General features: G+C 47.9%; 13 protein-coding genes and 1 tRNA gene. 5 read left to right on the forward strand and 9 right to left on the reverse strand.

Annotated features, from left to right (window positions below; translation table 11 throughout):
- The first annotated feature begins 87 nt into the window (after positions 1-87).
- A complete protein-coding gene (locus AC07KQ_RS12670; protein WP_003567806.1) occupies positions 88-921 on the forward strand; it encodes a LysR family transcriptional regulator in 834 nt (277 codons plus the stop codon).
- Between the two features lie 24 nt (positions 922-945).
- On the opposite strand, the gene AC07KQ_RS12675 is transcribed toward AC07KQ_RS12670, so the two are convergent.
- From AC07KQ_RS12675 to AC07KQ_RS12690, 4 genes are all read right to left on the reverse strand, one after another.
- Positions 946-1,914: a TDT family transporter gene (locus AC07KQ_RS12675; RefSeq protein WP_003567808.1), complete on the reverse strand. Its 969-nt coding sequence runs from the start codon at positions 1,912-1,914 to the stop codon at positions 946-948.
- A gap of 435 nt (positions 1,915-2,349) precedes the next feature.
- Positions 2,350-2,994, reverse strand: coding sequence for a CPBP family intramembrane glutamic endopeptidase (locus AC07KQ_RS12680; protein WP_003567809.1), 645 nt, complete (start codon positions 2,992-2,994; stop codon positions 2,350-2,352).
- A gap of 286 nt (positions 2,995-3,280) precedes the next feature.
- Positions 3,281-3,353: transfer RNA gene (locus AC07KQ_RS12685), tRNA-Thr, on the reverse strand.
- Between the two features lie 164 nt (positions 3,354-3,517).
- The gene (locus AC07KQ_RS12690) at positions 3,518-4,192 is read right to left on the reverse strand and encodes an HD domain-containing protein (RefSeq protein WP_003571551.1); all 675 of its coding nucleotides are present in this window, start codon (positions 4,190-4,192) and stop codon (positions 3,518-3,520) included.
- A 127-nt stretch (positions 4,193-4,319) separates the two neighbouring features.
- On the opposite strand from AC07KQ_RS12690, the gene AC07KQ_RS12695 reads away from it, so the two are divergent.
- Both AC07KQ_RS12695 and AC07KQ_RS12700 read left to right on the forward strand, forming a co-directional pair.
- Positions 4,320-4,736, forward strand: coding sequence for a MarR family transcriptional regulator (locus AC07KQ_RS12695; protein WP_003567813.1), 417 nt, complete (start codon positions 4,320-4,322; stop codon positions 4,734-4,736).
- 212 nt (positions 4,737-4,948) lie between these two features.
- The gene (locus AC07KQ_RS12700) at positions 4,949-7,477 is read left to right on the forward strand and encodes an excinuclease ABC subunit UvrA (protein ID WP_003567822.1); all 2,529 of its coding nucleotides are present in this window, start codon (positions 4,949-4,951) and stop codon (positions 7,475-7,477) included.
- A gap of 63 nt (positions 7,478-7,540) precedes the next feature.
- Here the strand turns inward: AC07KQ_RS12700 and AC07KQ_RS12705 are convergent, their stop codons facing one another.
- From AC07KQ_RS12705 to AC07KQ_RS12715, 3 genes are all read right to left on the reverse strand, one after another.
- Positions 7,541-8,545, reverse strand: coding sequence for an aldo/keto reductase (locus tag AC07KQ_RS12705; RefSeq protein WP_003567823.1), 1,005 nt, complete (start codon positions 8,543-8,545; stop codon positions 7,541-7,543).
- A gap of 301 nt (positions 8,546-8,846) precedes the next feature.
- The gene (locus AC07KQ_RS12710) at positions 8,847-9,659 is read right to left on the reverse strand and encodes a Cof-type HAD-IIB family hydrolase (protein ID WP_003567825.1); all 813 of its coding nucleotides are present in this window, start codon (positions 9,657-9,659) and stop codon (positions 8,847-8,849) included.
- Between the two features lie 62 nt (positions 9,660-9,721).
- Positions 9,722-10,066 carry a hypothetical protein gene (locus tag AC07KQ_RS12715; protein ID WP_003567827.1) on the reverse strand — a complete coding sequence of 115 codons (345 nt, stop codon included), beginning with the start codon at positions 10,064-10,066 and terminating at the stop codon, positions 9,722-9,724.
- A 307-nt stretch (positions 10,067-10,373) separates the two neighbouring features.
- Here AC07KQ_RS12715 and AC07KQ_RS12720 point away from each other — a divergent pair, with 307 nt between their 5' ends.
- Positions 10,374-10,637 carry a hypothetical protein gene (locus AC07KQ_RS12720; protein WP_003567829.1) on the forward strand — a complete coding sequence of 88 codons (264 nt, stop codon included), beginning with the start codon at positions 10,374-10,376 and terminating at the stop codon, positions 10,635-10,637.
- 288 nt (positions 10,638-10,925) lie between these two features.
- Complete coding sequence (locus AC07KQ_RS12725; protein ID WP_003567831.1) at positions 10,926-11,603, forward strand: YoaK family protein; 678 nt, start codon at positions 10,926-10,928, stop codon at positions 11,601-11,603.
- A 5-nt stretch (positions 11,604-11,608) separates the two neighbouring features.
- Here AC07KQ_RS12725 and AC07KQ_RS12730 read toward each other — a convergent pair whose 3' ends face one another.
- Both AC07KQ_RS12730 and AC07KQ_RS12735 read right to left on the reverse strand, forming a co-directional pair.
- Positions 11,609-12,295 (reverse strand): histidine phosphatase family protein, encoded by a 687-nt coding sequence (locus AC07KQ_RS12730; RefSeq protein WP_003567833.1) that lies wholly within the window; start codon positions 12,293-12,295, stop codon positions 11,609-11,611.
- A 44-nt stretch (positions 12,296-12,339) separates the two neighbouring features.
- Positions 12,340-13,152, reverse strand: coding sequence for a Cof-type HAD-IIB family hydrolase (locus tag AC07KQ_RS12735; RefSeq protein WP_003567836.1), 813 nt, complete (start codon positions 13,150-13,152; stop codon positions 12,340-12,342).
- Between the last annotated feature and the right edge of the window lie 54 nt (positions 13,153-13,206).

Consider the following 13,206-nt stretch of genomic DNA (forward strand, 5'->3'; position numbering starts at 1 on the left):
GCGTTTGTTTGGCTTCTAGAATCATGATAAATTATCAATGGGACGATTTAATCAATTCTGTTTATTAAAAATTTGGAGGGTTTATTTTTGTTTAATCTACTCCGTACCTTCATGGCCGTTTACGAAACACGCAGCTTCTCCTTGGCAGCCACGCACTTATTCACCAGCCAGCCAACTGTGTCACACCATATTCATCAGCTGGAACATCAACTAAAAACAACCTTATTTGAACGAAACAAACGCAGTGCGACGATTCCCACAGCAGCTGCTGATATTTTGTATGCCTTTAGTGGCAACATGCTGGCTGAGTGGGAAAAAACGCAGGAAGCGATTCAAAATAGTCAAAAGGATGCCATTGTTGACCTGCATATTGGCGTATCGCAAAGTGTCGCCGCTGTTCTATTTTCCCGAATCGCCGCGGCTTTAAAAAAGGCTTTTCCTTACTTGCAATATGATGTCGCCGTGCTCAATTCCTTGCAAGTTGTCAAACAGCTGGAAGGCCAACATTTAGATTTAGGCTTTATTGAACAACCTTTAACCTTAAAGGGCGCTGTCCGAACAACCCTTTGTACGGATCAACTGATCGCTGCAGGTTGGTCTACCGGCACTTGGATTACCCGCGAAGAAGGCTCTGGGATGCGCTATTACACCACCGCTTACCTGCAAGCAGCCGGTATTTCGCCGCAACACATGATGACCGTCAATAACAATGCCATGCTGCTGGCATTGGTACAACAAGGTGTCGGGCAGGCACTTTTGTCGGATCAAGTCGCACTCGGCAATGCTCCGGCACAAGCAATTGGGCCGCAATTTCAACGGCATTTTTACTTGCTGCAAAACCCAACCGCCAATTGGCCCCACAAACAGGCCATGCTAGATAGAATTGTTGAAGCAGCTCGCGCTTCGGAAGTAACCCGCTGATGGCCAAGCTGCTTTGGATGACTATTAATCAGACACTTCTTGAGTAGCAGCTGCTTGCTTGACTGTTTTAGCTGTAAGCCGCAAAAAGTTTAGATAATGGCCGGTCACAAATATCAGCATCAAACTCGCTACAAGCCACTCACCCCACTGCAACACGCTCAACAAGTTATGCACCAACCCCTTGCTGGCAAAGATAGCAATAAAGCGGGTCAAAGCAGTTGCGGAAATGACGAGTGGAAAGGTGAAGGCGGCAAAACTCGGATAAAACGACAGCCGCGTATACTGTCGAATGCTGAAAAGGGTCAGAAAATACAGGCACTGTGCAAAAATCAACATGCCGGTTGCAAATGCCAAATTCGGATGCGTGAAGCTGGCCAGATAACCGGTCAGGCAAAGCGAAGCCGGTGCGGCGATGATCGTCAGTAAGGGCTGTGTTGCCTCAGGCAGCGGTATTGTCCTGACACGATGCAGCACAAACGGAAAAACTGCCACGTAGATCACAAATGCAAGCCAGAAAAGGGGCTGCCCAAGTGCTGGCACGAATTTTCCACTGGTCACGGGAATGACGCCGATACCGACAAAGGTGACAAACCAGCTCGGATAAATCATTTGCCATTCTTTTTGTTGCGGGAGCAAATGCCGTGAAACGAAAAAAATCATTAAGCCAAAATGGATAATCACTGCTAATACCCAGATGACAGTAGCGATCCCCACCGGCATTCCCCAAGCAGTTAAATAAGTGCACAAGATCATCAAGGTCATCGAAAATGTCGGCGACACCGATGCGATGATCGGATCCTGTAAACTTTTAGCTGCGTGTAAGGGAGTCAGGCAAATTTTCAGTAAAATCAGTCCAAACAGCAAAGCAGCTAAGCCTCCTGTTAGGTTCCCTACTAATTGCCAACCTGCCAGTTTGTATAGATTACCCAACGATGCCAATCCCAGTGTCAGTCCCGCCATCGGTAACGGCACTCGTTTCAAAAATGATCTCATAACTGCCTCCTTATATTCTTGCTATTAAGTGTAGCAAGAATCATCGTCATCGGCTAAATTGATCTTTTGCATGATTAACATTCACTTATTGAATCAATCATGGTGACGATCATGCGACCAATCTAGGCTACAAGTTTCTTGCCATGCCAAACTCCGCAATCTCCGGCCAGATGAGGATGGAACGCGTGACGGCGCTTCGAGCCCAAAAAGCGGTCTCGAAGTCGCCTAACAACATCAGCGACAAAGCCCGGTCGCTGTGTTGTTTGCACAGCTGATCCCCATCCGGCCTACGATTGCTTCGCCTTGGCACTGGGATCTTTAAAACCCCAATAAATCATTTATGAGAAAATAAAAAATGAACAACTTCCAATTGCGAAAATTGTTCATTCTTATTTGACGCTTATGAATGATGTCCTAACCTTAGTTTGGAAAATTCTACACGAGCAAAATTGTTGCATTGTTGAGCATATGCAACCCAATCGAATAACGCATGTCTCTTGTTCGCAAGTAAGTCCAAGCAAGGACGCCGCCAAGCGCGGCATAGATGAAGAAGTTATAATCCACTTTTCCGGCCACATGCGCAAAGCCGAAGACTGCGGCACTGATTAGCACACTCGCCCATTGCCAGGATCGCCGCTTCAAAGAGCCGAAACTGTTCATCAAGAAACCCCGAAATAGATACTCCTCAACGATTGGGCCACCAACAACTGCTAATAACTTGATTGACCACGGATAGTTTTTAACTAAATCAAGCAGGTTACTTTGATTGGCAGCTTGAGGCGCGTGCATGACTTGCGTGAGCGTCACGGTGATGAGCTGAATCAAAAATAGCAATCCGATACCTTGCCAGATCACGCTAGAAGGATGAGCCACCGCCAGCGCAGGTTGTTGGCGGTAAAAATGTCGATAGCAGACCATCAATGCAGCAATCAGTGCACCGAATACAAAGACCAAGGCACCAATGGCCCCATAGGCACCCCACGTGGCCTCACTGCGGATCAACGCAAGTTCGGCAGACGAATAGGCGATAAAACCTGCAGCAACGCCAACAAGTTGGACAAATGAGCGAAGAATTTTCATGAAGTCAATCCTTTCTTGGCATGTTTGTCTTTAAGGGTAACATTTTAGAAGCCAGGGTGCATGGTGAAACATAGCCGTGAAGAGGCGTGTCATGCTTAGAAAGTGAAGCATAAGGTCCCACCATAACGCGCGAGTCATCCCAAAAACCTACGCATAAGGAGCTTAGTCGTAATGATCAAAGCCCGACCTCACGTCCAAGACCACATACTTTCCGGTTTCTAACCGGGTTGGTTCGTGCTCACAAAAAAACCTGACAGATTTAATATCTGTCAGGCGCGGTACTATCAGCCGTCTATCGGATTCGAACCGACGACCTCATCCTTACCATGGATGCGCTCTACCGACTGAGCTAAGACGGCAAATGGCTGTGTTGTTTAAAAACAACTGCCTAATTAATGTACACTAAATCCCCATAGCTCGCAAGTCCTTTTTATAAAAATGTAGCGTAGAAAGCAAAAAAATGCGCATTGCTACAGCTGTTTTAACTGGCCATGCTGTCCTTTCATAAAAGAGCCGCCTTGCCTTACCGTCTACCGTGCCACTCGGCCTTGAACTCGGTTAGAAAATCTTCCATAACCTGTTGGCGATGCATCGCCATTTTTTTGGCCGCATCGGTGTTCAATTGATCCTTGAGTTTCAACAGTTTTTCATAAAAGTGATTGATGACGGTGCCTTCTGTTGTACGATACTGAGCCGCGGTTAAGTCAGCTCGTGGTGGTAAATCTGGATCATACATCCGCCCACCATGTGCACCGCCATACATAAAAGCACGACCAATGCCAATGGCACCAATGGCATCAAGACGATCGGCATCCTGAACCAGTTGTCCTTCGACCGGCAACGATTGATGGTGTTGTAAGTTTGCTTTAAACGACATGTGATCGATAATCGTCAATACCATTTGGACTTGGTCAGCGCGCATGCCAGCGTCGACCATTGCCTGCTGGGCGGCGGCTTTGGCTATTGGCACATCCGGAACCAATTTATCGTCATAGGTATCATGCATCGTGGCCGCCGCCAACACAACAGCTGTATCAGCCTCTGGTGTTTGCGCAGCTAGTTGTTTTGCTGTCGCCACAACCCGCTGAATATGGTCAAACCCGTGGCCACTGTGATCTTGCTCAGATACCTTTTTTGCAAAGGCTGTCAGCTCTTGCCATTCGATCATGAATCGTTGCTCCTTTTCGTTGTCCACCATTCAGTCACCTGCTATGTGATTTTGTTAACAAATTGAGCTTTTTTCTGCCGTATTTATTGCGTCAATCAACCTCAATCCTTCATACTAAAAGTATACAGAGGTTATGAAAAAAAGGGGGAGCACTTTTATGAAAAAGCAATATTTGGCAGCCAGTCAGTCGGTGAATCAATTCAACCGACTCTTTTCACCGGTTTCAACATCGGAGATTCCATTGAATCAACAAAACCTGCTTTTCTGGATGGCGACCGATGCCACGCCAAGAACACCAACAAGCTTGGCCAAAGAGATGCACGTCACCAAGGCTGCGATCACCAAAGCCAGCAGCCCGCTGATTGACCGGGGTTTGCTTGAAAAACAACCCGATCCTGAAGATTGTCGCAGCTTCAAGCTCGTGCTTAGCGAAGAAGGTGAGCAAGCAATTGAGGATCTCGGGCCTGAATACTTGGGCAACTTAGAACGTCTCTATCATGAACTTGGCGAGAAAAAGTATCTGAAGTTGATCAAACTTCTCAGCCAAGCAACTGGCACCTTAGTCACCGAATAAACCGGTCATCTCGTGGCACAAACACCTCATGGAGATCACCACAATCAAGCCTGACGCTCAGTTGCGTGAGGCTTTTTCAGTTGACTGGGCGACACAATTTTGTCGCCGACTGTTGCCGTTTTTCTAGGAGCGTTACAATGACAATATCAGGACGTAGCTAGCCCGATTTTGTCAGTAGCCGGCTATGTCTATCTTTTTAAAGGAGTGGTTTGATGGCAATTCCCGATCATATCAGTGTTCGCGGCGCTTACGTTAACAACTTGAAGCATCTCAATGTTGATATTCCGCTTAACAAACTGGTGGCGATCACTGGTCGGTCTGGTTCCGGTAAAAGTTCATTAGCCATGGGCGTGTTATACGCTGAAGGTATGCGCCGCTACATGAGTGCCTTGTCCACCTACACCCGCCGGCGCCTTGGCCAAACAAGTCCTGCTGCTGCTGACTCAGTACGCCATATCCCTAGTGCCATCGCTTTGCGGCAGCGGCCAACCGTTCCAGGCATCCGCTCAACTGTCGGTACGGCCACAGAAGCGCTCAACGTCATTCGCCTCATGTTTTCCCGTCTCGGCTCGCCGGTTTGTCCTAATGGTCACCGCGTGTCGCCAACTCTCGATATTGCCAAGGCAATGGATCTGCCCAATGACGGTGAAAGTGGTATGGGCATGATCACTTGTCCGACCTGTGGCGTCCGTTTCATGGCTTTTGCTGCTGAAGATTTCGCCTTCAATTCAACTGGCGCCTGCCCGACATGCGGCGGTACTGGTCAAGCGCGCACACTGGCCGCCAACCGGCTCATCCCTGATCAAACACTGACAATCCGTCAAGGTGCCGTGGCCTCGTGGCGCTTACCCGGTCGCAATTTTATGCCTTTTGTCGCACAAGCAATCGGCATTGATATTGATACGCCTTTCCAGGACCTGCCAAAAGATCAGCAAGAACAGGTTTGGCACGGTGAACGTAAAAAATACGCCATCAATATCCCCAGCAAAACCGGCAAAATTTTTCATATGGACCATGCACAGTACGAGAATGCCTTCAATGCGGTCGAAGATTCTTTAGCGACGACCAAAAATGAACGCGCCATTCAGCGGCTGAATCGCTTCTATGAGTTTGGCATCTGCCCGACCTGCCATGGCAGCCGATTTGCCCCGAAATTATTGAGCCAGCACCTAGTGGATCAAAACATTGCTCAGGTTAGTGATATGACTTTAACGCAATTAGCCGCGTTCATTCCCGAAATTTATCACTGGTTGCCAGCAGATATGCAGTCACTGGCGCACGATATTATCCAAGAACTGACGCAATTGCTTAAGCCCATCATGGACCTTGGCCTCAGTTACCTGACCCTGAGTCGAGCCGCGGCTTCCTTATCGACTGGTGAATTGCAACGCATTCAGCTCAGTCGCACGCTTCGGACTGAAACGACCGGCGTACTTTACGTCCTTGATGAACCGTCCATCGGTCTGCATGCTGCAAACGTTTCTGGATTGCTAGAAGTCATGCACGGTTTGGTCAATCAAGGCAACTCGCTGGTCGTTGTGGATCACAACACCGCCATCATTGAGGCAGCCGATCAAGTGATTGAGATTGGTCCCGGTGCAGGCGTTGCTGGCGGCCGACTCATTGATCAAGGTAGCCCTGAAGCGATCAGCCATGATACCCATTCGTTGATTGCACCCTTTTTAACCGGAGCGGCTCCCTTGATTGTTCGCCCGCAAGCCGGTGAACAAGAAATTAAGCAAACCAAACAACTGCAATTAACCGTAACTGATCGATTTAACCTTCATGACCTGCATGTCCATTTTCCAGTTAACTGCTTCTCAGTGGTATCCGGCTTTTCTGGTGCTGGCAAGTCAACTTTGATTTTTGACGCCCTAGTACCAGCGCTGTCAGCAACTGCTGACCAACCAGCTCCAGCATTTGTTCGTGATCTTGACCGCGGCGGCCTGCGCCATGTAGTTGCGATTGATGCTACGCCGGTCGGTAAAAATGTCCGCTCAACCGTCGCCACCTACACAGACATTCTCGACCATCTGCGACACCTTTTCGCCAGTTTGCCTGATGCCAAAGCCAAGCACTATACGAGTAGCCATTTCTCTTACAACGTCAAAGCCGGCGCGTGCCCGACATGCGGCGGTACCGGCGTCATTAACTTAGATATCCAGTATCTGCCTGACATGCAGCAAACTTGCCCGACTTGTCACGGCCGTCGCTACAACCCCGAGGTTCTGAAAATCAAATGGCAGCAGCACAGCATCGCCGACTTGCTAGATCTGGACGTGGACTCCGCCTTGACCGTTCTGAAAGACGAACCGGCTATTACTCACACATTGCAAACCCTGCATGACATGGGCCTCGGTTATTTGCATTTAGGTGAAAGTACCCCGACGCTGTCTGGCGGTGAAGCGCAGCGCCTGAAGCTAGTTGCCCACATGGGACGCTCCCAAAAAGACACGCTTTTTGTCTTCGATGAACCATCGGTAGGTCTACACCCCTTGGATGTTCAAACGTTGATCGCTGTTTTTCAACGGTTGCTCAAAACCGGTGCAACGGTTATTGCCATCGAACACGATCTAGACGTCATCGCTAACGCTGATTATGTCTTGGATCTCGGACCAAAAGGCGGTGCAGAAGGTGGCCGCGTCATGGCTGCTGGCACACCGCAAGCAATCGCCAAACAAGGGAAAGGTGAAACTGCCCCTTACTTGGCGGCCCATCTGGCGGCCTTTCACGTTAAGTAGGCTTGACAAAAAGAGATGCCTCGGAAAGTGATGACCGAGACATCTCTTTTTCATACATCAACTTTAAACGTTCAAGATCGAATCAATGTGGCTGATTTCTTCTGCATTGAAGGTCAGATTTTCGGTTGCCTTCAGGTTGTCTTCCAAATGATCAACCGAGGTGGTCCCGATGATGACACTGGTGACAACTGGATCACGTAACAGCCATGCCAATGCCATTTGCGTTAACGTCTGGCCACGGTCATGTGCTACTTCGTTTAACTCGTTCAGCTTCTTCACAACCGCGTCTTTCCCATGGGCAAAAGTGGCTTGGTTGGTCGGATGAATTTTGAACGTATCCGGAATACCATTCAGATACCGATCCGACAACAAGCCTTCTGAAAGCGGCCCATAAGCAATTAGGCCGGCGCCATCGGCTTGAAGAGCCTTCGTTAGGCCAGAAGTTTCAGCCTCACGATTAAACATGTTGTAACTGAACTGATTCAGCACAAATGGCGTATGCAGATCTTTAAACATCGCAATCGCATCTTTGGTTTGCTGGGTATCAAAATTCGAGATCCCGATGTAAAGTGCCTTGCCATCACGCACCGTCTGATCAAGCGCATTGACAGTTTCTTCTAAATCAACCGTATCATCAAAGCGATGCGCATAATAAATGTCGACATAGTCAAGCTGCAGGCGTTTGAGTGAATCATTCAAGCCTTGAATGACCGCTTTGCGCGAAGTCCCAACACCATATGGGCCCGGATGAATCTCATACCCCACCTTAGTGCTGATCACCAATTCATCTCGATAAGCCTTCAAATCCGTTGCTAAAATTTGACCAAGCAAACTCTCGCTGCTGCCAAAACCAGGTTCATGATCACCATTACCATAGTGATTCGCCACGTCAAAATGAAAGACACCATGATCAAAAGCGTCTAAAATAACCGAACGGCGTGGGCCAAATGGATCAAGATTGCCATAATGCTGCCACAAGCCAAGTGAAATTGCCGGTAGCATCAAACCGGTTTTCCCGGCATGACGAACAGGCATCTTGTCATAACGATCAGTTGCTGCATAATACATGACTTTTCCCCCTCTACACGTTCACGAGTGCAGAAACCTGCATACAAGCGCCTTGAACGCTTATACGCCAGTTTCGACCGCACCAGCTCACGCTTTGACTTAAACGCGCTCACCGACCCAGGAATCATGTATACAAGCCCTGAACGCTATGGTCAAAATTCAACCATCGTATTCAAGCCAATTTGCATACGGATTTCTAACCGGGCTGTCTCACGCTCATAAAAACGTTTACCATCTTCTATGGTGGCAAACGTTGGCCCAACAAGCAACTTAAAAAGTCAATTTTTTAATATAAAACTACTTATTTTTCAAAAAAATCGTTCAAAAAGTTAGCTACACCATCATCCACATTGGCATCTGTCATATAGCGGGCAGTCTGCTTAACCTGTGGCACAGCATTTTCCATCGCCACACTAATACCAGCAGCCTTCAGCATGCCAAGATCGTTGAGACCATCGCCAAAGGCAATCGTTTGCTCCGGACCGATTCCTGTGAGCGTCTGCAACTCCTTGACAGCCGTGGCCTTATCAATATGTTTAGGAATGAGTTCAAGGTTAGTATGTTCAGAGGCTGAAACATGTAAAACATCCTGTGTTTCTAACGCTGCCTTCCCCTTAGCCAATGCTTCCGAATCATGCGGGCCAAAAATGATCCCATTCGTAATTGCAGGTGCATGTGCTAACAAATCATCAACTGATGGTAAGGCTACAACGTCAATGCTCACCGAGCTGGGGGCAAACTTGCGTGCAGCTGCTTCAATGGCAGGCGGCACTTTACCTGTGTAATAAACGGTATCATCGCTGAAATACAAGGCGTTCAGGCCCAACTGATCGGTCACAGTTTCAACCGCCGTAAGTGCCGCTTGCCCCAAAACATGATGCACCCGCTCGCCGGAAAAATCGTAGACAGCACCATTCGATGCAATAATCGAAGCTTCTGGTTCGAATTGTTTGGCCACAACCTGCGCTAAAGCGTGCATACGCCCGGTGGCAACATAAAAAGAAGCGCCGCTAGCAACGGCAGCTGCGATGGCCGCTGCCGTTTTGGGCGTAACGTCATGATGATTGGCGGTTAGTGTGCCGTCAATATCACTAATAATTAAGTATCGCGGCATAACCGTTCCTTTCTACCCTAAGGACACAAATGGCGACCGATCACCATCGGCCGCCTTATTTGTTAAAGTCCTTGCGGTAATCCGTCAATTTGATCAGCGTACCAATCGTTCCATGGTGTTTCAGGTGCGCCTTGCGCATTAAAAGTTACCTTAACTTGCTTCAAAAGGTCCAACAAGTTACCGGATCGGTTAGTCAGAAGACCGGCTGTCAATTCCTCGCGAGTCAGTGGTTGATTATCAAGCAAGTAATGATTAATATCTGCTAGATTCCCCTGCGTATCAATTTGGGAAAAAACATCGAGACCGGCGCCGAAGAAGCGATCCAAGTAGAACTTTGCAAAAGTTTCCAATGCTGTATGTTGTGCTGTTTCATTTAATTGATCAATCGTTGTGTTGCTTGCTGCCATAACTATTTTCGTCCTTTCTGCTTTATTCCATTATAACCACTTTTGGTTGCGTTTTGGAAAACATCGTCCCACAACGATCACAAGTTTCACATAAACTTACACGTTGCCGTCGACCACCATTTTATGAGTGCTCCTGGTCATATTCATTAATGAAAAGATAGTGTTTGATGACATTTTTATAGGAAATCAAAAATGCCATAAAATATTCGTCTTTTTTGAAATTTTACGACTTTGGTCTCTTGCTATTATGGAACGTTTGTTATAATATGCCAAATATGTTGGGGATCCGTGAAAGGCTGGAGATTTTATGGAAAAAGAAAAATTACATCTCGGTGACGCGGTTGTTTGTCATGTCAAAGAAGATATGGAAGCACCTTTTACCGGAAAAATAGAAAAGGTTTATGAGAACTCGGCGCTGTTGAGTATTACCGATTATGCTGATAAAGACCGGCAGAATGCCGCAGAGCTCAACTTTAAGATTGTCGCAAATTTCCACGCGATGACTCAGAACCTCGGCGGCGGCACTGTCTTGGCGTTCCCGCCAGAACCAGCCGAAGAGCCAAAAAAATAAACGTTCCAATCACATTGTCTCACAATATCACTGGCATCTCGTGCCAGTGAGTGGTTGTTATTATTTACTTAGGGATCTTCAACTCAAACAAACAAAGTCAAACCGGTCGACAGGACAGCCTGCTGATCGGCTTTTTTTAGTTAATACCCAAGACAACTTTCATGGTCATTCATGAAAATCAGCGTAAAATGAGTCGCAAACAATCTATCGCAAGAGCGCAAGCCAGTTAAGCTCGAAGTCTTATATGCGGGTTTCTGGCCTGTAAACGCGTTTAAGGGAGCGACCAACATGAACGAGAAACCCTATCCAGTCCACGAAAGTCTTTTGATCGGCACACTGCTCACAGCAGCTGCTGGCAGTTTTGATGCTTTCACCTATCTCTTACATGGTGAGGTATTCGCTGGCCTGCAAACCGGGAACGTCATCTTGTTGGGTATTCATCTCGGTCAGGCGCAATGGACTACCGCTGTCCGTTACATGGTACCGATCTTCGCTTTCATGTTCGGCACCATGGCCGCCCGCGCACTGCAACTGCAGGCTGGCAAAAAATCACGACCTTTAACCGAACAACGGTGGCTCATTCAATACGAAATCACTTTGATTCTTATCGTGACATTGTTTGGCCACTGGCTGCCTGATCTAGCCGCCAGTGCTTTGGTTTCACTCATCGCCGCCGCGCAGCTACAGGAATTTCGCCGTTTAAAAGGCGGCCCTTTTACTTCACTGATGATGACCGGCAACCTCCGCACCGCGGCGCAAAGCCTTTATGATGGCTTCATCCGCGGGCAGCAAAAAGGCCGCAAAGACGCGGCCACAATTGGGACGATTATTTTATCATTTGCTACCGGTGCTGCCGTGACAGGTATTTTAACGACCCTGATCGGAACTTATGCTTTAGTAGGCGCCGCTTTGTGCCTCGTCTGGATTGATATCATTTTTTGGCGTGATCAGGTTGAGCTTCACTAAGCCACTTAATTAGCGGCTTGACCTGCATGCAAGAAACTAAGGTCATTGAAATCCGTCACAGTAAATCGATCATTTTCCCACATCAGTTTCGTCACGCTAGCATTGTCTAGCATTTCGCGACCATCAATGTTGTAGTGAACATAATTCAACCACATGAGCGCCGCTGTCCCGTGTGAGACGACCAATACTCGCTCCCAGTCTTTGGCGACTGCCTCTACAGCAATCGCACGCAAAGTTCGATTCAAGCGTTCCTGCACCATGCGGTTCGTTTCCGCCTTGTTTGGGTGCTGATCCATATTCGCCGTAAAAGCTGCATCTGCCGTCTGGGCCAACGTTATTTCTTGATTGGCCAATGCATCGTGAAAGTTAGCAATCCCCATGGTCGCTAAGGAAAAATCATTTGCCAGTTGACCTTCGAACTTGCCGTAATTTTCTTCACGCAACCCCATCAAGGTCGTCACCGGTATCGGTTCATCCAAACCGCTCAAAACAAAATGGGCAGTATCTACCGCGCGGGTTAAATCGCTGGCAAAAGCCGCGTCAAAGTGAATGTTTTTAGTCTTAAAGCCTTGACCCAAAGCTTTAGCGTCCGCAATGCCTTTTGGCGTCAGTGCCGAATCGGCCATGCCTTGCACTCGTTTTTGTACATTGAATTCTGTTTGCCCATGACGGACAAGATAAAGCGTTGTCATGTCTAGTTGACTCCCATAATTTTCATTTTTCCTGCGACAATGGTTTAAGCCAGTTTCAAATAATCTGCCAAATAGTTTGCCACCCCATCATGCTGATTATCGTTAGGGGTCTGCGCATCGGCGATTGCAAGAATCGCAGGACGGGCATTTTTCATCGCAACACCATGACCCGCAAACTGCAACATATCAAGATCATTCATGTCATCGCCAAACGCAATGATATGCTTTTGATCGATTCCGTATTGGCCCGCCACGTAGGCAAGTGCCCGTGACTTACTGGTATTCTTACTTGTCACTTCAAGCGCAGTGTATTCACCACTCCAAGCACCCCACGTTTTGGCCGCCAAATGCGGATACAATGCGTTGACTTGTTTTGAAACTGGATCAAAAGTTTTAGCCGTCATAAACATCGTGACCGAAATAGGCGGCTGCCGCAAACCTTGCTCATCTAACAGCGCCTTAGGATGCGGACGATCTGGCAAAAACGGAATGTTCGCGTATGGTCGATCAGCCACCAGCAACTGTTTCCCTTCTGCCACCATAACTTTAAAGGAAAAGTCGCGTTTTAGCTGCCGTAACGACAGTGCCACCGGAATGGGAATGGTGACCTCTTGCTCATAACGCCAGTGTTGGTGCGGGATGTGAATCAGCGCACCGTTGAAATTGATCATCGGGCCATGAAGCTGCAAGTCGTCGTAGAAATGTTCCGAAATCGAATCCGGACGGCCAGTTGTAATGACAACGAGATGTCCCGCGGCTTGTGCCTCGCGGAGGACGGCAATCGTGCCAGCGCTTAATTGTCCATCCGCATTCAAAGTCGTGCCGTCTAGATCCAGTGCAATAAGATAGCGTTCCATGCAGCAGCCTCTTTTCAAAATTTTTTCTTAGTGATGTGTCTAGCCATCTAAAAC

It is taken from the genome of Lacticaseibacillus sp. YLM2-1, from assembly GCF_056583465.1.

What these genes read in the sequence shown, in the direction of transcription:
- AC07KQ_RS12675 (WP_003567808.1), bottom strand. Translation starts at nt 1,914, where the DNA reads ATGAGATCATTTTTGAAACGAGTGCCGTTACCGATGGCGGGACTGACA.
- AC07KQ_RS12680 (WP_003567809.1), bottom strand. Translation starts at nt 2,994, where the DNA reads ATGAAAATTCTTCGCTCATTTGTCCAACTTGTTGGCGTTGCTGCAGGT.
- AC07KQ_RS12690 (WP_003571551.1), bottom strand. Translation starts at nt 4,192, where the DNA reads ATGGTGGACAACGAAAAGGAGCAACGATTCATGATCGAATGGCAAGAG.
- AC07KQ_RS12695 (WP_003567813.1), top strand. Translation starts at nt 4,320, where the DNA reads ATGAAAAAGCAATATTTGGCAGCCAGTCAGTCGGTGAATCAATTCAAC.
- AC07KQ_RS12700 (WP_003567822.1), top strand. Translation starts at nt 4,949, where the DNA reads ATGGCAATTCCCGATCATATCAGTGTTCGCGGCGCTTACGTTAACAAC.
- AC07KQ_RS12705 (WP_003567823.1), bottom strand. Translation starts at nt 8,545, where the DNA reads ATGTATTATGCAGCAACTGATCGTTATGACAAGATGCCTGTTCGTCAT.
- AC07KQ_RS12710 (WP_003567825.1), bottom strand. Translation starts at nt 9,659, where the DNA reads ATGCCGCGATACTTAATTATTAGTGATATTGACGGCACACTAACCGCC.
- AC07KQ_RS12715 (WP_003567827.1), bottom strand. Translation starts at nt 10,066, where the DNA reads ATGGCAGCAAGCAACACAACGATTGATCAATTAAATGAAACAGCACAA.
- AC07KQ_RS12720 (WP_003567829.1), top strand. Translation starts at nt 10,374, where the DNA reads ATGGAAAAAGAAAAATTACATCTCGGTGACGCGGTTGTTTGTCATGTC.
- AC07KQ_RS12725 (WP_003567831.1), top strand. Translation starts at nt 10,926, where the DNA reads ATGAACGAGAAACCCTATCCAGTCCACGAAAGTCTTTTGATCGGCACA.
- AC07KQ_RS12730 (WP_003567833.1), bottom strand. Translation starts at nt 12,295, where the DNA reads ATGACAACGCTTTATCTTGTCCGTCATGGGCAAACAGAATTCAATGTA.
- AC07KQ_RS12735 (WP_003567836.1), bottom strand. Translation starts at nt 13,152, where the DNA reads ATGGAACGCTATCTTATTGCACTGGATCTAGACGGCACGACTTTGAAT.